Source organism: Streptomyces sp. NPDC052064 (assembly GCF_055585925.1).
This window is the reverse complement of the sequence record NZ_JBVJJE010000001.1, coordinates 81,442-102,342: the sequence shown is the minus strand read 5'-3', so window position 1 is coordinate 102,342 and position 20,901 is coordinate 81,442. Positions and strand designations below refer to the sequence as shown.

General features: G+C 70.3%; 19 protein-coding genes and 1 riboswitch. Of the genes, 10 read left to right on the top strand and 9 right to left on the bottom strand.

Annotated elements, in window-relative coordinates; all coding sequences use genetic code 11:
- Window positions 1-74 precede the first annotated feature (74 nt).
- From rsgA to ACZ6TU_RS00505, 3 genes are all read right to left on the bottom strand, one after another.
- Window positions 75-1,085, bottom strand: a complete 1,011-nt coding sequence (gene rsgA, locus ACZ6TU_RS00515; protein WP_467678922.1) for a ribosome small subunit-dependent GTPase A — start codon at window positions 1,083-1,085, stop codon at window positions 75-77.
- A gap of 17 nt (window positions 1,086-1,102) precedes the next feature.
- Window positions 1,103-2,419, bottom strand: a complete 1,317-nt coding sequence (aroA, locus tag ACZ6TU_RS00510; protein WP_469545629.1) for a 3-phosphoshikimate 1-carboxyvinyltransferase — start codon at window positions 2,417-2,419, stop codon at window positions 1,103-1,105.
- 108 nt (window positions 2,420-2,527) lie between these two features.
- On the bottom strand, window positions 2,528-3,250 hold the full coding sequence (locus tag ACZ6TU_RS00505; RefSeq protein ID WP_467678925.1) for a M50 family metallopeptidase: 723 nt from the start codon (window positions 3,248-3,250) through the stop codon (window positions 2,528-2,530).
- 50 nt (window positions 3,251-3,300) lie between these two features.
- Here ACZ6TU_RS00505 and ACZ6TU_RS00500 point away from each other — a divergent pair, with 50 nt between their 5' ends.
- The 10 genes from ACZ6TU_RS00500 to ACZ6TU_RS00455 all read left to right on the top strand — a co-directional run bounded on the left by ACZ6TU_RS00500 (window position 3,301) and on the right by ACZ6TU_RS00455 (window position 13,418).
- On the top strand, window positions 3,301-4,116 hold the full coding sequence (locus ACZ6TU_RS00500; protein WP_467678926.1) for an SOS response-associated peptidase: 816 nt from the start codon (window positions 3,301-3,303) through the stop codon (window positions 4,114-4,116).
- A gap of 19 nt (window positions 4,117-4,135) precedes the next feature.
- Window positions 4,136-4,783, top strand: coding sequence for an alpha/beta hydrolase family protein (locus ACZ6TU_RS00495; RefSeq protein ID WP_467678928.1), 648 nt, complete (start codon window positions 4,136-4,138; stop codon window positions 4,781-4,783).
- A 256-nt stretch (window positions 4,784-5,039) separates the two neighbouring features.
- Window positions 5,040-5,726, top strand: coding sequence for an RNA polymerase sigma factor SigR (sigR, locus tag ACZ6TU_RS00490; RefSeq protein WP_086846661.1), 687 nt, complete (start codon window positions 5,040-5,042; stop codon window positions 5,724-5,726).
- The gene (gene rsrA, locus ACZ6TU_RS00485; RefSeq protein ID WP_467678930.1) at window positions 5,723-6,034 is read left to right on the top strand and encodes a mycothiol system anti-sigma-R factor; all 312 of its coding nucleotides are present in this window, start codon (window positions 5,723-5,725) and stop codon (window positions 6,032-6,034) included. The genes sigR and rsrA overlap by 4 nt, the downstream gene beginning before the upstream one ends.
- Window positions 6,035-6,187: 153 nt before the next feature.
- Window positions 6,188-7,519: an HD-GYP domain-containing protein gene (locus ACZ6TU_RS00480; RefSeq protein WP_467678932.1), complete on the top strand. Its 1,332-nt coding sequence runs from the start codon at window positions 6,188-6,190 to the stop codon at window positions 7,517-7,519.
- Window positions 7,516-8,763 carry an HD-GYP domain-containing protein gene (locus ACZ6TU_RS00475; protein ID WP_469545624.1) on the top strand — a complete coding sequence of 416 codons (1,248 nt, stop codon included), beginning with the start codon at window positions 7,516-7,518 and terminating at the stop codon, window positions 8,761-8,763. Before ACZ6TU_RS00480 ends, ACZ6TU_RS00475 begins: the two co-directional genes overlap by 4 nt.
- Window positions 8,764-8,880: 117 nt before the next feature.
- Entirely contained in the window at window positions 8,881-9,861 is a 981-nt protein-coding gene (locus ACZ6TU_RS00470; protein WP_467679085.1) for a tetratricopeptide repeat protein, read from the top strand.
- A 158-nt stretch (window positions 9,862-10,019) separates the two neighbouring features.
- On the top strand, window positions 10,020-10,670 hold the full coding sequence (gene def, locus ACZ6TU_RS00465) for a peptide deformylase (RefSeq protein WP_469545621.1): 651 nt from the start codon (window positions 10,020-10,022) through the stop codon (window positions 10,668-10,670).
- A gap of 295 nt (window positions 10,671-10,965) precedes the next feature.
- Complete coding sequence (gene cyc1, locus ACZ6TU_RS00460) at window positions 10,966-12,051, top strand: epi-isozizaene synthase (RefSeq protein ID WP_467678937.1); 1,086 nt, start codon at window positions 10,966-10,968, stop codon at window positions 12,049-12,051.
- Window positions 12,048-13,418 carry a bifunctional albaflavenone monooxygenase/terpene synthase gene (locus tag ACZ6TU_RS00455; RefSeq protein ID WP_467678938.1) on the top strand — a complete coding sequence of 457 codons (1,371 nt, stop codon included), beginning with the start codon at window positions 12,048-12,050 and terminating at the stop codon, window positions 13,416-13,418. Before cyc1 ends, ACZ6TU_RS00455 begins: the two co-directional genes overlap by 4 nt.
- 13 nt (window positions 13,419-13,431) lie before the next feature.
- Here the strand turns inward: ACZ6TU_RS00455 and ACZ6TU_RS00450 are convergent, their stop codons facing one another.
- The 6 genes from ACZ6TU_RS00450 to ACZ6TU_RS00425 all read right to left on the bottom strand — a co-directional run bounded on the left by ACZ6TU_RS00450 (window position 13,432) and on the right by ACZ6TU_RS00425 (window position 20,814).
- The gene (locus tag ACZ6TU_RS00450; protein WP_467678940.1) at window positions 13,432-14,394 is read right to left on the bottom strand and encodes a helix-turn-helix domain-containing protein; all 963 of its coding nucleotides are present in this window, start codon (window positions 14,392-14,394) and stop codon (window positions 13,432-13,434) included.
- A 248-nt stretch (window positions 14,395-14,642) separates the two neighbouring features.
- Window positions 14,643-15,647: a ribonucleotide-diphosphate reductase subunit beta gene (locus tag ACZ6TU_RS00445; protein ID WP_467678942.1), complete on the bottom strand. Its 1,005-nt coding sequence runs from the start codon at window positions 15,645-15,647 to the stop codon at window positions 14,643-14,645.
- A 56-nt stretch (window positions 15,648-15,703) separates the two neighbouring features.
- Complete coding sequence (locus tag ACZ6TU_RS00440; RefSeq protein ID WP_469545615.1) at window positions 15,704-18,061, bottom strand: ribonucleoside-diphosphate reductase subunit alpha; 2,358 nt, start codon at window positions 18,059-18,061, stop codon at window positions 15,704-15,706.
- A 122-nt stretch (window positions 18,062-18,183) separates the two neighbouring features.
- Window positions 18,184-18,311: riboswitch (cobalamin riboswitch) on the bottom strand.
- Between the two features lie 52 nt (window positions 18,312-18,363).
- The gene (locus tag ACZ6TU_RS00435) at window positions 18,364-18,870 is read right to left on the bottom strand and encodes a GNAT family N-acetyltransferase (protein ID WP_469545611.1); all 507 of its coding nucleotides are present in this window, start codon (window positions 18,868-18,870) and stop codon (window positions 18,364-18,366) included.
- A gap of 85 nt (window positions 18,871-18,955) precedes the next feature.
- Entirely contained in the window at window positions 18,956-20,584 is a 1,629-nt protein-coding gene (gene mctP, locus ACZ6TU_RS00430) for a monocarboxylate uptake permease MctP (protein WP_467678948.1), read from the bottom strand.
- Window positions 20,581-20,814 carry a DUF3311 domain-containing protein gene (locus ACZ6TU_RS00425; protein ID WP_029181722.1) on the bottom strand — a complete coding sequence of 78 codons (234 nt, stop codon included), beginning with the start codon at window positions 20,812-20,814 and terminating at the stop codon, window positions 20,581-20,583. Before ACZ6TU_RS00425 ends, mctP begins: the two co-directional genes overlap by 4 nt.
- Window positions 20,815-20,901: the final 87 nt, after the last annotated feature.

Genomic DNA, 20,901 nt, shown 5'->3' with positions numbered 1-20,901 from the left:
TCTGGTCGGTCTTGCATCCGGCTCGGTGCGATTATGCACTTACCGCCCGCACGCCAGGACAAACAACGCGGAGGTCAGTCGCCTTCCTTCCGCTCCCGCGTGGACAGCAGCCGCCGCAGTGAGTACAGCCGCGCCGGATCCGCGTGCCCCTCGGCCACCCACGCGTCCAGCGCGCAGTCTGGCTCGTCGTGGCTGCACGCGCGCGGGCAGCCCTCGGTGCCCGGCTCGAGGTCGGGGAAGGCGCGGATGACCCGGGACGGGTCCACGTGGTGCAGCCCGAAGGACCGCAGGCCCGGCGTGTCGATCACCCAGCCGTCACTGTCCGACAACGGCAGCGCCAGGGCCGAGGTGGTGGTGTGCCGGCCACGGCCCGTCACCGCGTTCACATGCCCGGTCGTACGCCGCCGCTCCTCCGGCACCAGCGCGTTGACCAGGGTCGTCTTGCCGACACCTGAGTGGCCGACGAACGCGGTGATCTTGTCGTCGAGCTGCTCGCGTACGCGGGCGACGGCGGTGCCGTTCTGGAGTTCCTCACGGCTGGTGACGACGTAGGGGATGTCGAGGTGGCCGTACAGCTCCAGCAGCTTGTCGGGCGGGGCGAGGTCCGACTTGGTCAGGACCAGCAGCGGGTCCAGGCCGCCGGCGTACGCCGCGACCAGGCAGCGGTCGATCAGCCGCGGGCGGGGCTCCGGGTCGGCCAGGGCCGTGACGATGGCCAGCTGGTCGGCGTTGGCGACGACCACGCGCTCGAACGGGTCGTCGTCGTCCGCCGTACGACGGAGGACCGAGGTCCGCTCCTCGATGCGGACGATCCTCGCGAGTGTGTCCTTCTTGCCGGACAGGTCGCCGACGAGCGCCACGCGGTCGCCGACCACCGCCGCCTTGCGGCCCAACTCGCGGGCCTTCATCGCCATGACCACACGGTCCTCGACGAGGCAGGTCAGGCGGCCCCGGTCGACCGTGAGGACGAGGCCCTCGGCGGCGTCCTCGTGCTTGGGCCGGATGTTCGTCCGGGGCCGGGTGTTCCGGCGGCCGGGACGGCTGCGGATGTCGTCCTCGTCGGTGTGCTTGCCGTAGCGGCGCATGACCTGATCCCCGCGTCCTACGCCCCGAGCATCCCGGTCCACAGGTCGGGGAAGTCGGGCAGGGTCTTGGCCGTCGTCGCCACGTTCTCGATCTGCACCCCGTCGACCACGAGGCCGATGATCGCGCCGGCCGTGGCCATGCGGTGGTCGTCGTACGTGTGGAAGATCCCGCCGTGCAGCCGGCGCGGGCGGATGTGCAGACCGTCGGCGGTCTCCGTGACGTCACCGCCGAGTTCGTTGATCTCCTTGGTCAGCGCGGCCAGGCGGTCCGTCTCGTGCAGCCGCAGATGGGCCACGCCCCGCAGGGTCGAGGGGGAGTCCGCGAGGGCCGCGACCGCCGCGACGCCCGGCGTCAGCTCGCCGACCTCGCTCAGGTCGACGTCGATGCCGTGGATCGAGCCGGAGCCGGTGAACACGAGCCCGAACTCGGTCAGCTCGCAGGAGCCGCCCATCTCGGTGAAGATCTCGCGCAGCCGGTCACCGGGCTGGGTGGTGCGGGCCGGCCAGTCCGGGATGACGACCCGGCCACCGGTCACCAGCGAGGCCGCCAGGAACGGCTGGGCGTTGGACAGGTCGGGCTCGATGGTCAGGTCGCGGCCGAGCAGGGCGCCGGGCGTGACCCGCCAGACGTTGGGCTCGCCGCCCGACTCGGGCGTGTCCACCTGGGCGCCGATCGCGCGCAGCATGTCGACGGTCATGCGGATGTGCGGCATGGAGGGCAGCGTGGCGCCGGTGTGGCGGACCTCGACGCCCTGGTTGAAGCGCGGGCCGGACAGCAGCAGGGCGCTCACGAACTGCGACGAGGAGGACGCGTCGATGGCGACCGGGCCGCCGTCCAGGGCGCCGCTGCCGTGCACGGTCAACGGCAGCGCGCCACGGCCGTCGTCGTCGATCCGGGCGCCGAGCTGACGCAGCGCGTCGATGACTCCGTTCAGGGGACGCTCGTAGGAGCGCGGATCGCCGTCGAAGCGGACGGGGCCGTCGGCGAGCGCGGCGACGGGTGGCAGGAACCGCATCACCGTGCCGGCGTTGCCGACGTCGACCGTGGCCGGACCGCGCAGGCCCGTGGGGAGCACACGCCAGGCCTCGCCCGTGCCGTCCGGGCCGACGCCCTCCTCGATCTCGATGCCCATGGCGCGCAGCGCGCCGGCCATCAGCAGCGTGTCGCGGGAGCGCAGCGGGCGGCGCAGCCAGCCCGGTTCGGAGGCGAGGGAGGCGAGGACCAGGGCGCGGTTGGTGACCGACTTGGACCCGGGCACGTGGACCGTCGCGTCGACGGCTCCGCTCGCGTGCGGGGCGGGCCAGAGGGCGGTGTCTGCGGTGTTCGGGGCCATGGCTTCACTTTATAAGGAGGCAGTGGCTCGAGTGCGGCGCCGTGGGGGCTGTTCGCGCCCGGGCGGCGGAACCACACATCGGCACAGCCCCACCCCCTTCGGGGGGCGTCACATTTCCAAGAGCCACCTGCCGCCACCGATCAGCGAGCACAGCGACACCGCGTGGAAGAGAAACAGCCACAACCCCGCCGGCACATGCGTCAGCCGCGACAACTGGTCGGCGTCCGAGTCGCCCGCCCCGCCCCGCGCCCGCTTGGCCTGGAGCTCGAACGCCGGACGCACCCCGCCGATCAGCAGGAACCACACCACCACGTACGCGAACGCCGCCTGGACCTGGGGGCCGGCCAGCCAGGAGACCAGGACGAACAGTCCGCCAGTGACGATCATGGTCAGGGCGCCGTACGCGTTGCGGATCATCACGAGCATGGCCAGCAGCAGGGCTGTGGCCAGCCACAGCAGGAGCGTGATGCGGCCGGAGCCCAGCAGGGCCGCGCCGCCGAGGCCCAGCAGGGGCGGGGCGGTGTAGCCGGAGGCCGCGGTGAGGATCATGCCGATGCCGTACGGCTTGCCGCGGCTGACGGTGAGGCCGCTGGTGTCCGAGTGGAGCCGTATGCCGGTGAGGGTGCGGCCGCTGAGCAGGGCCACGAGCCCGTGGCCGCCCTCGTGGGCGATGGTGATGGCGTTGCGGGAGATGCGCCACGCGCCGTGCGGGATCACCACGGCGAGCGCGGCCACGAGGGTCGCGATCACGACCCACAGGTCGGGGTCGGGCTGGGTGCCGGAGACCTCGTCCCAGAGGGAGGCGAGCGAGGCGGTTGCGGTGCTGTCCATGTGCGGCGTTGGCTCCCTGTGGGCGGATGGAATCTGGCAGTGTGGCACGTATGTGCGGACGGTATGCAGCGAGTCGTAGGCCAGAGGATCTCGCAGGAATCTTTGAGGTCGAGAAGTGGGAGCCCGAGGAGACTCTGGAGCCCGACTACAACGTGGCGCCCACCAAAGAGGTCTACGCCGTCCTGGACCGCCCTCTGAAAGACGCGGACGACCCGCGACCGGTTCGGCAGCTGCGCACGCTGAAGTGGGGGCTCGTCCCGTCCTGGTCGAAGACCCCCGAGGGCGGCGCCCGGATGATCAACGCCCGCGCGGAGACCGTCCACGAGAAGCCGTCCTACCGCCGCGCCTTCACCTCCCGGCGCTGCGTCCTGCCCGCCGACGGCTACTACGAGTGGGTCACCGGCCCGCAGGAGCGCGAGCTGGAGGTCGAGGGCAAGAAGAAGCGTCCGCGCAAGCAGCCCTACTTCGTGACCCCGGCGGACGGGTCGGTCTTCGCGATGGCCGGGCTGTACGAGTTCTGGCGGGACAAGACGCTGCCGGACGACCACCCGCAGGCCTGGTGGGTGACGTGCTCGGTCATCACCACCGAGGCCGAGACGAGCCCGCTGGCGGTGTCCCCGGCGGACGGTCCGCGGGCCCTGGCCGAGATCCACCCCCGGATGCCGCTGATGCTGACGCCCGACCGCTGGGACGCCTGGCTGGACCCGGCCCGCACGGACGCCGACGACCTGCGCGAGCTGCTCGCCCCGCCGCCCGCCGGGCTGATGCGCGCCTACCCCGTCCCCACGGCCGTCAGCAACGTCCGCAACAACGGCCCGGAGCTGCTGAAGGAGCTGGAAGGGCCGGAAGAGGGCACACTCTTCTGACGTGACGAGTGCGATTAACGTGACAAAAGCGACTATCGAGACCAGTGAGACCGTCGAGACCGATGCCGGTCCCGCCCGTATCACCTGGCACAAGGCGAAGAAGGCGCGGCTGGTGCTCGCCGTCAGCCACGGCGCCGGCGGCGGCATCGAGGCCCGCGACCTGAAGGCCCTGGCCGCCGTCCTGCCCGCCCACGGCGTCACCGTGGCCCGTGTGGAGCAGCCCTGGCGGGTGGCCGGGAAGAAGCTGGCGCCCGCGCCCAAAACGCTGGACGTCGGGTGGCGGGGCATCTGGCCCGCGCTGGCGGAGCCCGGACTGCCGGTCGTCTCCGGCGGCCGCAGCGCCGGGGCCCGGGTCGCCTGCCGCACCGCCACCGAGCTCGGCGCCCACGCGGTCCTCGCCCTCAGCTTCCCCCTCCACCCGCCCGGCAAGCCCGAGAAGTCCCGCGCCGCCGAACTGCTGGATGCCGGGGTGCCCACCCTGGTCGTGCAGGGCGGGAACGATCCGTTCGGGAAGCCCGAGGAGTTCCCCGAGGGGCCGTACGAGCTCGTCGAGGTGCCGTACGGCGATCACGGCTTCGCCGTCCCCAAGCGCGCGGAGATCACGCAGGAGGAAGCAGTGGCGGTCATCACGGACGCGGTCGTGGAGTGGACCGGGTCACTCGGGTAAAGCCCCGGGAATGCCGGGGCGGCGAGCACTGTTGTGCGGGACGTACGTGCTGGAGACCAGCACTGATGCCGTAGGAGAGGAAGTCCGCCGCATGGGTTCGACCTTCTGCCCGAGCCGCAGCAGCCGCGCCGACCTGGACTGGACGGTGCTGCACGCGGCCAAGACCGCCCCTATTCGGGCGGCGGGCGGACCGGATCGTCGTCTATCCTCCGATTCGGGTGAGACCGGTCTCGGTCTCACGAGAACACTGGAGGAGGTGGGTCCGGTCACTGGGACCGACGCAGGGACCGAACACGGCCAGGCGGAGCAGCCCGAGGGCCAGGGCGGCACGGGTGCGGAGACGGCCGCGGAGCGCAATGCGCGCTTCGAGCGGGACGCGCTCGAGTTCCTCGACCAGATGTACTCGGCCGCGCTGCGCATGACGCGCAACCCGGCCGACGCGGAGGACCTGGTGCAGGAGACGTACGCCAAGGCGTACGCGTCCTTCCACCAGTTCCGCGAGGGCACCAACCTCAAGGCGTGGCTGTACCGGATCCTCACCAACACCTTCATCAACTCGTACCGCAAGAAGCAGCGCGAACCTCAGCGCTCCGCGGCCGAGGAGATCGAGGACTGGCAGCTCGCCCGCGCCGAGTCGCACATGTCGACCGGTCTGCGCTCAGCGGAGTCGCAGGCGCTCGACCACCTGCCCGACTCGGACGTGAAGCAGGCGCTCCAGGCGATCCCCGAGGAGTTCCGCATCGCCGTGTACCTCGCGGACGTCGAGGGCTTTGCGTACAAGGAGATCGCCGACATCATGGGGACTCCCATCGGTACGGTGATGTCCCGGCTGCACCGGGGACGCCGTCAGCTGCGCGGCATGCTGGAGGACTACGCCCGTGACCGCGGGATGGTCCCGGCCGGCGCCGGAGAGTCGAACGAAGCGAAAGGCTCGGGGTCATGAGCTGCGGAGAGCCGCACGAGACGGATTGCAGCGAAATCCTCGATCATCTCTACGAGTTCCTCGACCGTGAGATGCCGGACTCGGACTGCGTGAAGTTCGAGCACCACTTCGAGGAATGCTCGCCCTGTCTGGAGAAGTACGGGCTCGAGCAGGCCGTGAAGAAGCTGGTCAAGCGCTGCTGCGGGCACGACGACGTGCCGGGCGACCTGCGCGACAAGGTCATGGGGCGGATCGAGCTGATCCGCTCCGGCCAGGCCGTCCCCGAGCAGGACGTCACAGCCTCGCCTGTCACGCCGCACGAGTCCTGACACTCCTGCGCTTTTCAACTACCCCGCCTCTGCAGGGGTAGTCATGCTCGAACGCATCACTCGAACGTGCTAATCCGCGGGTTATCGACCCGCGGAGCCCCCCGCTGGCGTCCTAGGCTCCGGGCCTGACGGACATGGCCGGGGGAGGAGCGCATGGAAGCGGTACCGGTGCGGGCACGTGTGTACGTCGCCTGTGTCGTCATGGCCGCCCTCCTCTGTCTGCTGCCGCTGCCGGGCGTCCGTACGCCCTGGTGGGCCGTGGCGCTGCTCGCCGCGCTGTACGCGGGCTGCGAGCGCGTCGCCCGATCCCGGTTCGTCGGGATCTCCCACCCGGCCGGGACCTTCTATCCCGTGCTGCTCGCCGGTGCCTTCCTGCTGCCCGCGCCCGCCGCCGCCCTGGTGGCCGTGCCCGCTGCGCTGCTCTCGCACGTCGAGCAGCGGCCCGTGGCGCTGCGGCGGGTCTGGCGGGCCGCCCAGCTCGTCCTCGGCGTGTGGGCCGCGGCCCGGGTGCACCGGGCGCTCGGCGGGCGGGACGCGGTCGTCGCGGGCGACGTCCCCTACGCGCTCGGGCCGGCCGGGGCGGCCGTGCTGGGGTTCTGCCTGGTGCTCGCGCTGCTGGACGGCGGGATCCTGGCCGTGGCCGAGCGGGTGCCGGTGCGGCGGGCCTGGCGGGGACTGGTGGCGCGCTCCCTCGCGCCCATCGCCGTGCACGGGCTGGCCGGGCTGATGATGGCCGTGCTGTGGCGCAGCCCGTACGGTCCCGTGGCCGCGCTGCTCGTGCTGCTGCCGATGTGCGTCTCCTGGTGGGCCTTCGCGCAGTACCACCGGGAACGGGCCGCCCACCAGGCGACCATCCGGGCGCTGGTTCAGGCCGTCGACATCAAGGACGGCTACACACGCGGCCACAGCGAGCGCGTCGGGCAGGCCTCCATGATGATCGCGCGCGAGCTGGGCATGGACGACGAGCGCGTCGAGGTGCTCCGGTTCGCCGGCATCCTGCACGACGTCGGCAAGCTGGGCGTCCCCACCCGGCTGCTCAGGAAGGACGGGCCGCTCACGCCCGAGGAGCGGCGGGTGATCGAGCTGCACCCCGAGTACGGGCACGAGATGGTGCGCGGCATCGGCTTCCTCGGGGAGGCCCGCGCCGCCGTGCTGCACCACCACGAACGGCTGGACGGCACCGGGTACCCGTACGGCCTGGTGGGCGGTCAGATCCCGGAATCCGCACGGGTCGTGGCGGTGGCGGACGCCTTCGACGCCATGACCTCCACACGGAGCTACAGCAGGGCCCGGCCCGTCGCGGTCGCCCTGGCGGAGCTGAAGCGGTGCGCCGGCAGCCAGTTCGACCCGGTGATGGTCGCGGCCCTCGTGGAGGCCGTCGGCCGGGCCGGGTGGCGCCCCGCCGTGACCGCCGACGACGTACACCCGCCGTGGATCCCCCCGCCCGGCGCACCCGTCTCCAGCCGGCCGGGAGCCCACCGGTGAACGCGTACCGCCCGCCGCCGCTGTTCACCCTCGTCCACGCATGTGCCGCCCTCCTCGCCGCCGGTTCCCTCGCCGTCACCCTCTACAGCGGACTGGAGGAACGCCGGGTCGCCCTCGCCTTCGGCATCCTCGTCACCGTCGGTGAGCTCGCCCGGCGCAACGGAGCGCAGGTCAGGGAGCCGGCGCCGCTCGGGGCCGCCGGGGCCCTGTCGTACGCGCTGCTCGGCGAGGCCGGCGGTCGGGCCACGCACCACGGCCTCGCCCAGGTCGTCGCCGTCGTGCTGGCCGCCTCGCTGCTCGGCAGCGTGCCGCACGTGGCGCGTGGGCAGGGACCCACACTCGACCATCTGGCGCGCAGGGTGCTCACCGTCGGGTTCGTCGCCGTGTGCTTCCAGCCCCCCTACAACCGGGGCATGTTCGACGACTGGGGCGGCCCCGCCTACGCCCTGCTGCTGCTCGCGCTGCTGTCCCTGACCGCGCTGTGCGACGCGGTGCTCGCCGCCGCGCTGGCCCACTCCCGCACCGGCTGGCCCTTCGGGCCGGTGCTGCGGGACGAGCTGCGGGCCGTGTGCGGCATCGGCTCCGCCGTCATCGCGACCGGGGCGGTGATGGCGCTTGCGGTCGCCGTCGTGGGCCTGTGGGCGCTGCCCGTCTTCTCCGTGCCGCTGCTGCTCGCCCAGATGTCGTTCCGGCGGTACGCCGCCGTCCGGGCGACCTACCGGCAGACCATCGCCTCCCTCGCCCGGGCCACCGAGGTCGCCGGATACATCCCCTGCGGGCACGCTCGCCGCGTCGCCGCGCTCAGTCGGGCGGTGGGGCGTGACCTGGGCCTCACCGAGCCCGAGCTGGCCGTGCTGGAGTACGCCGCGCTCATGCACGACATCGGCCAGCTCAGCCTCGTCGACCCGGTGCCGGCGGGCGCCACCGCCGGACTGCCCGCCGCGGAACAGCGGCGGATCGCGCTGCTCGGCGGAGCGGTCGTACGGCAGACGGGCGTCGACGAGGCGGTCGCCGTGGTCGTGGAGCGGCAGGCCGACCCCTACGCGGAGCAGCCGCTCGCCGCGCGGATCGTCCGGACCGTGAACGCGTACGAGGAGAAGTCCCGGGAAGGCGGTCCCGGCGGACCGCTGACGGCGCTGGAGGAACTCCGGCTCGCCACCGCCGGGGAGTACGCCCCGGAGGTGGTGGAATCGCTGGCCCGGGTACTGGCAAGGAGCAGTCTGACCTTGCCCGTAACTGGGTAACCCATGGGTAATGAGCGCCCCGGAGGCCGTACGTGGTTGGATGCGAAGAAGAAGGTGTCCGGGGGCTCGAAACACAGCTACGGCCAGCCCACCGCACGGAACTGGCAGGCGGGAATCGTGAGGATCTTCGGCAAGGGACGGCACCGGCCCTCCGCCTCCTGGCGGCAGGCCACAGACCGGGCGTTCACTCTCATCGGCGACGGCCGGTACGAGGACGCCGGAGCATTGTTGACACGTGCCGCCGACCTGGAGCCCTGGCTGTCCGAGTCCTGGTTCAACCTCGCCCTGCTGCACAAGTTCCGGCACGACTGGGAGCAGGCGCGGGCGGCGGGGCTCAGGGCCGTGGCGCTGCTCGACCGGGACACCGGCGCGCCCGACTGGTGGAACGTCGGCATCGCCGCGACCGCCCTCCAGGACTGGCCACTGGCCCGGCGCGCCTGGCAAGCCTATGGGCTGCGGGTGCCGGGGCCGCCCAACGACTCCGGTGAGCCCGTCGGCATGGACCTCGGCAGCGCGGCCGTACGGCTGTCCCCGGAGGGGGAGGCCGAGGTCGTGTGGGGGCGGCGGCTGGATCCCGCGCGGATCGAGGTGCTGTCCATTCCACTGCCGTCGTCGGGGCGGCGCTGGGGTGAGGTCGTGCTGCACGACGGTGTGCCGCACGGCGAGCGGACCACGGCCGCCGGGCACACGTACCCGGTGTTCGACGAGATCGAGCTCTGGGCGCCGTCGCCGGTGCCGACCTGGGTGGTGCTGCTGGAGGCCGCTACCGAGGCGGACCGGGACGCGCTGGAGCAGCTCGCCGCGGATGCCGGGTTCGCCGCGGAGGACTGGTCTTCTTCGGTTCGGTTGCTGTGCCGGATGTGCTCCGAGTCACGGATGCCGTCCGATGAGGGGGACGGTGAGCATCTCGATCCGCACGATCACAGTGAGCCGGGGCATCCCGGGCCGCTGGGGCATCGGACGGATGGGCAGCTGTGGGTGCCGGAGCGGGAGTGCGGGCTGGCTGCGCCGGCTTCGCTGGTTCAGGGGTTGCTGGACGGGTGGGTGGCCGACAGTCCGGATTCTCGGGGTTGGCGTGATCTGGAAGAGGTCTGCTAGGTCCTTTGCCGGGGTGCGGCGCCGTCGTGGCTTCTCGCGCCCGCGCGGCGGAGCCGCACATCGATACAGCCCCGCGCCCCCGAACATGGTGTCCGACACCCGCGTACCCTGTATCAGCATCCCGGCTTGGATTTGTTCAGGAAGGCGTACGAAGCGTCATGGCTCAGCAGGACACCGATCAGCAGCGCGCGGGCGGGCTCCCCGTCGATGACGAGGGGTACGTGATCGACACGGAGGACTGCGAGGAGCGGGAGGCGGCCTGGCGTGAGCGGGGGACCTCGCGGCCGATCACGGTGGTCGGGAACCCGGTGCTGCACAAGGAGTGCAAGGACGTCACCGACTTCGGCGACGAGCTCCAGCAGCTGGTGGCGGACATGTTCGCCTCGCAGCGCACCGCCGAGGGTGTGGGCCTGGCCGCCAACCAGATCGGTGTCGACCTGAAGGTCTTCGTCTACGACTGCCCGGACGACGAGGGCGTCCGGCACACCGGCGTGGTCTGCAACCCGCGGCTCGTCGAACTGCCCGCGGACAAGCGCCGGCTGGACGACAGCAACGAGGGCTGCCTGTCGGTGCCCACCGCGTACGCGCCGCTCGCCCGTCCCGACTACGCCGAGGTGACCGGGCAGGACGAGAAGGGCACCCCGATCCGGGTGCGCGGCACCGGATACTTCGCTCGGTGTTTGCAGCACGAGACCGACCACCTGTACGGCTACCTGTACATCGACCGCCTCTCGAAGCGTGAACGCAAGGACGCGCTGCGGCAGATGGCCGAGAACGAGCCCCGGTATCCCGTCGTCGCGAACGACTGAGACCTCACGACCACCAGGCGCACGGCGTCTGTTCGGGATTCCCGTCCTGAACAGGCGCCGTGCGCCTGTGTCGTTCACCCGTCCGTCGCACGTTCGATCGCTTCCGCTCTCCTGGTGATCCGGTACCAGCCACACAACAGGAGGTTCCCGGCACTGTGGGGTAGCGAATGAAGCAAATACGTTCCCAGGATGGTCAGTTGTAGTGCTGAATGGGAGGAGCGGGGTATGCAACGGCGCACGCCCGGCACGGAAGGAGGGGCGCCCGCGCCAACTGGCGGCTGAGAGGGGTTAGTTCGTGCATGCGTTGTCACACGGCACCACATCGACACCGACCACCATCGCAGTTCCACCGTCGCTCTCCCTTCCGGTGATCGAGGCGGCGTTTCCCCGGCAACTCCACCCGTATTGGCCGAAGTGCCAGGAGAAGACCCGGGCCTGGCTGCTCGAAAAGCGGCTCATGCCCGCCGACAAGGTGGAGGAACATGCCGACGGCTTGCGCTACACCGACCTCATGGCCGGGTACTACATCGGCGCCTCCGACGAGGTCATGCAGGCGATCGCGGATTACAGCGCCTGGTTCTTCGTCTGGGACGACCGCCACGACCGCGACATCGTGCACGGCCGTCCGGTCGCCTGGCGGCGGCTGCGGGACCGGCTGCACTCGGCCCTCGAGTCCCCCGGGGAGCACCTGCACCACGAGGACCCACTGGTCGCCGGGTGCGCGGACAGTGTGCTGCGGCTGTGCGCCTTCCTGCCGGCGACGTGGAACCTCCGGTTCGCCCGGCACTTCCACGAGGTGATCGACGCGTACGACCGCGAGTTCCACAACCGCACCCACGGAATCGTTCCCACGGTCGAGGAGTATCTCCGGCTGCGTCGGCTCACCTTCGCCCACTGGATCTGGACGGATTTGCTGGAGCCGACCGCGGGATGCGAACTCCCCGATGCCGTACGGAAACACCCGGCTTATCGTCGGGCCGCGCTGCTGAGTCAAGAGTTCGCCGCCTGGTACAACGACCTCTGCTCGCTCCCGAAGGAAATAGCGGGCAACGAGGTGCACAATCTCGGGATCAGTCTCATCGCCCATGAGGGGTTGACCCTGGAGCAGGCGGTCACGGAAATCAGGAACCGTGTCGAGAACTGCATCACGGAATTCATCGACATCGAACAGGAAGCATTACGGTTCGCCGACGACCTCGCCGACGGCACCGTGCGAGGAAAGGAACTCAGCGCCGCCGTGCGGGCCTGTCTGGGCAATATGCGGAACTGGTTCAGTGCCGTCTACTGGTTCCACCACGAGTCCGGCCGGTACATGGTCGACAGCTGGGACGACCGGTCCACGCCCCCGTACGTCAACAACGAAGCGGCAGGTGAGAAATGACCGTCGAGTCCGTGAAGCCCGAAGCCCCTCTGGTTCCGGAACGGCGCGAACCGCCCCGGGCCGGCGGCGGTGTCCCCGTTCTGGGGCACGGCTGGAAGCTGGTGCGCGACCCGCTGGCGTTCATGTCCCGGCTGCGCGACCACGGCGACGTGGTCCGGCTGAGGCTCGGGCCGAAGACGGTGTACGCCGTCACCGCCCCGGCGCTCACCGGGGCGCTGGCGCTGAGCAACGACTTCATCATCGCCGGGCCCCTGTGGGAGTCCCTGGAGGGCCTGCTCGGCAAGGAGGGCGTGGCCACGGCGAACGGCCCGCGGCACCGGCGCCAGCGGCGCACCATCCAGCCCGCCTTCCGGCTCGACGCCATCCCCGCCTACGGGCCGATCATGGAGGAGGAGGCGCACGCGCTCACCGAGCGCTGGAAGCCCGGCGAGACCATCGACTGCACCTCCGAGTCCTTCCGGGTGGCCGTGCGCATCGCGGCCCGCTGTCTGCTGCGCGGCGACTACATGGATGAGCGGGCGGAGCGGCTGTGCGTCGCGCTCGCCACCGTCTTCCGCGGGATGTACCGGCGGATGGTGGTGCCGCTCGGACCGCTCTACAAGCTGCCGCTCCCGGCCAACCGCGAATTCAACCGGGCATTGGCCGATTTGCATCTCCTGGTGGACGAGATCGTCGCCGAGCGCCGCGCATCTGGTCAAAGGCCGGACGATTTGCTGACGGCATTGCTGGAGGCGACGGACGAGAATGGCGACCCCATCGGGGAACAGGAGATCCACGACCAGGTCGTCGCGATCCTCACCCCCGGCAGCGAAACCGTCGCCTCCACGATCATGTGGCTGCTGCATATGCTCGCGGAACACCCTGAACACGCGGACCGGGTGCGCGACGAAGTAGAAGCCGTCACCGGTGGGAGGCCGGTGGCATTTGCAGACGTCCGAGGACTCAGGCACACCAACAATGTCGTCGTCGAGTCCATGCGTTTGAGCCCGGCCGTGTGGATTCTGACGCGGCGGGCGGTGCGGGACACGGAACTCGGCGGATACCGGATTCCGGCCGGAGCGGACATCGTCTACAGCCCCTACGCCATCCAGCGCGACGCGAAGTCGTACGCGCGGAACCTGGAGTTCGACCCCGACCGCTGGCTTCCGGACCGGGTCAAGGACATCCCGAAGCACGCCATGAGTCCGTTCAGTGTGGGAAACCGCAAGTGCCCGAGCGACCACTTCTCGATGGCCCAGCTGACGCTGATCACGGCGGCGCTGGCCACCAGGTACCGCTTCGAGCAGGTGGCCGGCTCGAACGACGGCACGCGCGTCGGGATCACGCTGCGGCCGCACGACCTGCTGCTGCGGCCGGTGCCGAGGTGAGCGTGGGGGAGGGTCAGGCCGCTTCGGGGCCCCGGAAGGTCCGCCGGTAGGCGTTCGGCGTCGTGCCCACGGCCCGGACGAAGTGGTGGCGCAGCGTGGCCGCGTTGCCGAACCCTGTTCGACCGGCGATCGCGTCCATGGTCTCGTCCGTCGCTTCCAGCAGCCGCTGGGCCAGCAGGACACGCTGGCGCAGGATCCAGCGGTAGGGGGTCGTCCCGGTCTCCTGCTGGAAGCGACGGGCGAAGGTCCGCGGGGACATGTGGGCACGGGCTGCCAGCTGCTCGACGGTGACCTCCTCGTCGAGATGGCGCTCCATCCACGCCAGCACCTCGCCGATCGTGTCGGCCTCGGAGTGCGGCAGCGGGCGCTCGATGTACTGGGCCTGGCCGCCGTCGCGGTGCGGCGGCACCACCATCCGCCGGGCGATCTTGTTGGCGACCTCGGAGCCCTGCTCCTTGCGCACCAGGTGGAGGCAGGCGTCGATCCCGGCGGCCGTGCCGGCGGAGGTGATCACCGGGTCCTCGTCGGCGTACAGCACGTCCGGCTCGACGGCCACCCGCGGGTACTGCCGGGCGAGGGCCTCCGCGTGCCGCCAGTGCGCGGCGCAGCGCCGGTCGTCCAGCAGCCCGGCCGCGGCCAGCACGAAGACGCCGGAGCAGACGCTGAGCACCCGGGCGCCGCGGTCGACTCCGCGCCGCAGGGCGTCCAGCAGCTCCGGCGGGAAGTCCCGGGACTCGTAGCCGTGGCCGGCGGGCACGGCGATCAGATCAGCCGTCTCCAGCCGCTCCAGACCGTGCTCGACGTGCAGCGAGAAGCCCGTGTTCGTCCGCAGGGCCGGGCCCTCGGCCGAGGCCACCGCGAAGTCGTAGACCGGCAGGCCGTCGTCGCTGCGGTCGGTGCCGAAGACCTCGCACACCACGCCGAGTTCGAAGGGGTTCACACCGTCGAGGAGGACGACGGCCACGTTCTGGAGCATGCCTCCAGTGTGCCTCGCCGGTGGCAGTAATTCGAGGGTCTACGGCAGTACTGCCACTGACGGTAAGGAGTCATCGGCGCGACAGTGGTGTCCATGGACACCAACCAGGCACAGACACTCATCGCAATGATCTTCGTACTCGGGATGCTGGTCCTCCTGGTCCTCCCGTCAGTGATCGGTAGCGTCCGCGACCGGCGCGTCGACCGCCAGATCAGGGAGGCCCAGGAGACCCGCGAAGGCGTGTCGGCTCAGAAGTCCTCGTCCAGGTCGACGGTGCCCTCCACCGCCACCTGGTACGCGGAGGGCCGCCGCTCGAAGAAGTTGGTCAGCTCCTGAACCCCCTGGAGCTCCATGAAGGAGAAGGGGTTCTCGGAGCCGTACACCGGAGCGAAGCCCAGACGGGTGAGCCGCTGGTCGGCGACGCACTCCAGGTACTGCCGCATCGACTCGGTGTTCATGCCCGGGAGGCCGTCACCGCACAGGTCGCGCGCGAACTGCAGCTCGGCCTCGACGGCCTCGCGGAGCATGTCCGTCACCTGCTGCCGGAGCTGGTCGTCGAACAGCTCCGGCTCCTCCTTGCGGACGGTGTCGACCACGTCGAAGGCGAACGACATGTGCATCGTCTCGTCGCGGAACACCCAGTTGGTGCCGGTGGCCAGACCGTGCAGCAGGCCCCGGCTGCGGAACCAGTAGACGTAGGCGAAGGCACCGTAGAAGAACAGGCCCTCGATACACGCGGCGAAGCAGATCAGGTTCAGCAGGAAACGGCGGCGGTCGGCCTGCGTCTCCAGCCGGTCGAGCTGGTCCACCGAGTCCATCCACTTGAAGCAGAACCCGGCCTTCTCGCGGATGGAGGGGATGTTCTCGACGGCGGCGAAGGCGGCCGCGCGGTCGTCGTGGTCGGGGAGGTAGGTGTCCAGGAGCGTCAGATAGAACTGGACGTGCACCGCCTCCTCGAAGAGCTGCCGGCTCAGATACAGCCGCGCCTCGGGGGAGTTGATGTGCTTGTACAGCGTCAGCACCAGGTTGTTCGCGACGATCGAGTCGCCCGTGGCGAAGAAGGCGACGAGCCGGCCGATGAGGTGCTGCTCGGCGGGGGAGAGCTTGGAGAGGTCGGCGACGTCCGAGTGGAGGTCGACCTCCTCCACGGTCCAGGTGTTCTTGATGGCGTCCCGGTAGCGCTCGTAGAAGTCCGGGTAGCGCATGGGGCGCAGAGTCAGCTCGAAGCCGGGGTCGAGAAGGTTCTGAGTCATAACAGTCGGCGCGAAGCGCCGTCCTCCAGGGGTGGCGGTCGGGTGGCGGGTGGGAATTACTGACAGGCCTCGCAGGACTCGGGGTTTTCCAGGGAGCAGGCGACGGCGTCTTCCGGCGCCGGCTGCTGCACGGGGACGGTGGCCTGTGCCGCGCGGGCGATGCGGGTCGCCGGGCGCGAGCGCAGGTAGTACGTGGTCTTCAGCCCGGACTTCCAGGCGTAGGCGTACATCGAGGAGAGCTTGCCGATGGTCGGCGTTTCCAGGAAGAGGTTCAGGGACTGGGACTGGTCCAGGAACGGGGTCCTGGCCGCCGCCATGTCGATCAGGCCGCGCTGCGGGATCTCCCAGGCCGTGCGGTAGAGGGCGCGTACGTCCTCGGGGATCCAGGCGAAGTCCTGCACCGAGCCGTTCGCCTCGCGCAGGGCCTCCCGGCTGCGCGCGTCCCACACGCCGAGCCGCTTCAGCTCCTGAACCAGGTAGGAGTTGACCTGGAGGAACTCACCGGACAGCGTCTCGCGCTTGAACAGGTTGGACACCTGCGGCTCGATGCACTCGTACACGCCCGCGATGGAGGCGATGGTGGCCGTCGGCGCGATGGCGAGGAGCAGGGAGTTGCGCATGCCGGTCGCGGCGATGCGCTCACGCAGGGCCGCCCAGCGCTCCGGCCAGGCCAACTCCACGTCGTAGTGGTCGGGGTGGAGCACACCCTTCGCCGTACGGGTCTTCTCCCACGCCGGCAACGGGCCGTTGCGCTCCGCGAGATCGGCCGAGGCCTCGTAGGCGGCGAGCATGATCCGCTCGGCGATGCGGGTGGAGAGCCGCTTGGCCTCCGGCGAGTCGAAGGGCAGGCGCAGCTTGAAGAAGACGTCCTGGAGGCCCATGGCTCCGAGGCCGACGGGACGCCACCTGGCGTTCGACCGGCCTGCCTGCTCGGTCGGGTAGAAGTTGATGTCCACGACCCGGTCCAGGAACGTGACGGCCGTACGGACGGTCTCGTCCAGCCGCTCCCAGTCGATGTCCCCGCCGGCCTGGTCGACGAGCGCGCCGAGGTTGACCGACCCCAGGTTGCAGACCGCCGTCTCCCCGTCGCTGGTGACCTCGAGGATCTCCGTGCAGAGGTTGGAGGAGTGGACGACGTGGCCCGGCTCGGCCGTCTGGTTGGCGGTGCGGTTGGCGGCGTCCTTGAAGGTCATCCAGCCGTTGCCGGTCTGCGCCAGGGTGCGCATCATGCGGCCGTACAGCTCGCGGGCCGGCAGGGTCTTCCTGGCGAGGCCCTTCGCCTCGGCCGCCCGGTACGCGGTGTCGAACTCCTCGCCCCACAGGTCGACCAGCTCGGGCACGTCCGAGGGAGAGAACAGCGACCACTGCGCGTCGCCGTTCACCCGCCGCATGAACTCGTCGGGCACCCAGTGCGCGAGGTTCAGGTTGTGCGTACGGCGGGCGTCCTCGCCGGTGTTGTCGCGCAGCTCCAGGAACTCCTCGATGTCGGAGTGCCAGGTCTCCAGGTAGACCGCGGCGGCGCCCTTGCGGCGGCCGCCCTGGTTCACGGCGGCGACCGAGGCGTCGAGGGTCTTCAGGAACGGGACGATGCCGTTGGAGTGGCCGTTGGTGCCGCGGATCAGCGAACCGCGCGCGCGGATACGGGAGTACGCGATTCCGATGCCGCCGGCGTGCTTCGACAGCCGCGCCACCTGGTGGTAGCGGTCGTAGATCGAGTCCAGCTCGTCCTTGGGGGAGTCGAGGAGGTAGCAGGACGACATCTGGGGGTGCCGCGTGCCGGAGTTGAAGAGGGTGGGGGAGGAGGGGAGGTAGTCGAGCCGGCTCATGAGCCCGTAGAGCGCGGCGACTTCGTCGACCGACCTGCTCGTGTCGTCCTCCGCCAGACCCGCGGCGACGCGCAGCATGAAGTGCTGGGGCGTCTCGACGACCTTGCGGGTGATCGGGTGCCGCAGCAGGTAGCGGCTGTGCAGCGTGCGCAGGCCGAAGTAGCCGAAGCGGTCGTCGGCGGCCGTGTCGATCAGGGCGTCGAGACGGGCGCCGTGGACGCGCACGAACTCGGCGGTCCGGTCGGCGATGAGGCCCTCCCGGTGCCCGACCGCCACGGACTCGGTGAAGCACGTGACGCCCTGCGAGGCGGCCTCGGCGCGGATCCCGATCGTCAGCAGGCGCGCGGCCAGCCGGGAGTAGACGGGATCCTCGGAGATGAGGCCGGCGGCCGCTTCGGTCGCCAGCTCGCGCAACTCCGACTCGTCGGCCCGGGCGGACCGGCCGCGCAGCGCGGCGGCGGCGACCCGGCCGGGGTCGGCGTCGGGGAGGTCGGCGGTCAGCTCGGTCAGGGTCCGCAGCAGCGCGGCACCGGGACCGTCGTGCTCTTCTTCGGCGGCTGAGACCGGATCGGCTGGCGCGATGGTCACGTGGGGCTCTCCCTCGCTCGGCACGGGGGCCTCGCAGGGCAGGGGGCAGCACACGAGCGCACGCGGCGTCGCGTCCACCGGCCCATTCCACGAGGCCCGGACATCGGGGCACACCGGCCGGACGGCCGGGCGCGCTGTCGGCAGGTCCTCGGACTGACTCCCATACGCGCATAAAAGGCATGGGTACACCGTTGCGGGACAGTTCCGGATTCCCACCGGATTCCCCTGCGGCGACAGCGAGCATGAGCATACATCTTGTGCCGTGTTCCGGTGACACCCCCAGATGTTGTGTCGCGCTGGTTTCAGAGCGTCAACTGATAGGTGAGGAGCGTGAACTTGTCGTCGCCCGGGATCGGGTTCCAGTCGCGCTCGGGGGCACGGGTGAAGCCGAGCCGTTCGTAGACGCGGTGGGCGGCGTGCATCGTGGGCTGGGTGCACAGGACGAGGGTGGTGCAGGCGTCCGTGGCCCTCGCGCGTTCGACGCAGGCGCGGACGAGGGCTTCGCCGACGCCACGGCCTCGGGCCGGCCGGGCCACGGCGAGCATCCGGATCTCGGCCTCCCCGGGACGGGCGAGGTCGGCCATGGGGCCGCCGGAGGGCACGAACGTGACGCCGCCGAGGATGTGGTCGTCCTCCGAGGCCACCAGGACGTCGGCGGCTGCCGCCCGCTTGGCCACGTCCTTCAGTTCGCCCAGGTACCAGTCGCTCTCGCCGAAAGCGAGGAGGCCGTCCTGGAGATAGGCCTGGGCCGTGATCTCGCCGAGCGTGGTGTATTCGTCGGGCTTCACTGCCCTGACAACTATGTCCATGCGGGTGAGTGTGCACGACAGCGGGCCGCCGTGGATGGTTCTCACGGCGGCCCGCTGCGGGTTGTACGTGGCTGGTCCCAGTGGCTCAGTGACCGGCCCCTGCCGTGGCCGGGGGAAGCTCCACCTGGACCCCGGGGTCGCCCGCGTCCGCCGTGTAGTCCTCCGGCTTGGTCTCGTCGATGCCGTCGGGGGCCTTCAGGGCCTTGAGGACGAAGGTCAGGACCACGGTGACGACGACGTTCAGGACGAACGCCGTGAGGCCGATGTAGCCGATCTCGCCGATGCCCGGAATCTCCTTCGACGACCCGCCGAAGTGCTTCTGGGTCGGGGAGGCGACACCGTACGCGGCGACCGTGCCGTAGACCATGCCGACCGCCCAGCCCGCGAGCAGGGCCCAACGGTGGAACCAGCGGGTGAACAGGCCGCCGACCAGGGCCGGGAAGGTCTGGAGGATCCAGATGCCGCCGAGCAGCTGGAAGTTGATGGCGACCGTCTTGTCCATGGTGAGGACGAAGGCCAGCGCGCCCACCTTCACCAGCAGGGAGACCAGCTTGGAGACCTTCGTCTCCTGGGCGGGCGTGGCGTCGGGCTTGATGAAGTCCTTGTAGATGTTGCGGGTGAAGAGGTTCGCGGCCGCGATGGACATGATGGCCGCCGGGACCAGGGCCCCGATACCGATCGCCGCGAAGGCCACGCCCGCGAACCAGTCCGGGAACATCGTCTCGAACAGCTGCGGGATCGCCAGCTGCCCGTTCTGCACCTTGATCCCGGCCGCGATCGCCATGAAGCCGAGCAGTGCGAGCAGGCCCAGCATCAGCGAGTACAGCGGCAGGATCGTGGTGTTGCGGCGGATCACCTCACGGCTCTTCGAGGACAGCGTCGCCGTGATCGAGTGCGGGTACATGAAGAGCGCGAGCGCGGAGCCCAGCGCCAGCGTGGCGTACGTCCACTGCCCCGCCTCCGGCGGCACCAGCGCACCGCGCGGCGCGCCCGTCGCCGGGTTGGTCTGGCTGTACGCCTCGCCGGCCTTGGCGAAGATTTCGTCGAACCCGCCCAGCTTGATCGGGATGTAGATGATCGCCACCGCGATGACGATGTAGATCAGGGTGTCCTTCACGAACGCGATCAGCGCCGGCGCCCGCAGACCCGACGAGTACGTGTACGCCGCCAGCACACCGAAGGCGATCAGCAGCGGCAGGTCCTTGATGAACCAGTTGGTGTTCTCGCCGCCGCCGATACCCATCACGTCCAGCACGGCCTGGATGCCGACCAACTGGAGCGCGATGTACGGCATCGTCGCGAGGATGCCGGTGAGGGCCACGGCCAGGGAGAGGCCCTTGGAGCCGAAGCGGCCGCGCACGAAGTCGGACGTCGTCACGTACCCGTGCTTGTGCGAGACCGACCACAGGCGGGGGAGGAAGGTGAAGATCAGCGGGTAGACGAGGATCGTGTAGGGCACCGCGAAGAAGCCGGCCGCGCCCGCCGCGTAGATCGCCGCCGGTACGGCCACGAAGGTGTACGCCGTGTACAGGTCGCCGCCGAGCAGGAACCAGGTGATCCAGGTGCCGAACGAGCGGCCGCCCAGGCCCCACTCGTCCAGGCTGTGCTCGTTCTCGGCCTTGCGCCAGCGCGCGGCCAGGAAGCCCATGACCGTGACGGCCAGGAAGAAGAAGATGAAGACGGCGAGTGCGACGCCGTTCACGCCGTCCTTCACTCGGACGCACCGCCCTTCGCGGCAGAGCGGGCGCGCTGGTCACGCTGCCACAGCTTGTAGGCGATCATCGTCAGCGCGGTGGAGATCAGCACCCACGCCATCTGGTACCAGTAGAAGAACGGGATCCCGATGAAGGCCGGGTCGGTCTTGGCGTACGAGCCGACCCACAGCATGGCCACGAAGGGCGCTATGAGGCAGAGGCCGATGACGACGCGCATCGGCGTCACCATTGTTTCTCTGCTGGCTTCTGGGGCTTGCGACATCAGGCGGCTCCGTCCCCTCAGTGATCACCTGTGTAATGCGCAGGCAATCTAGGA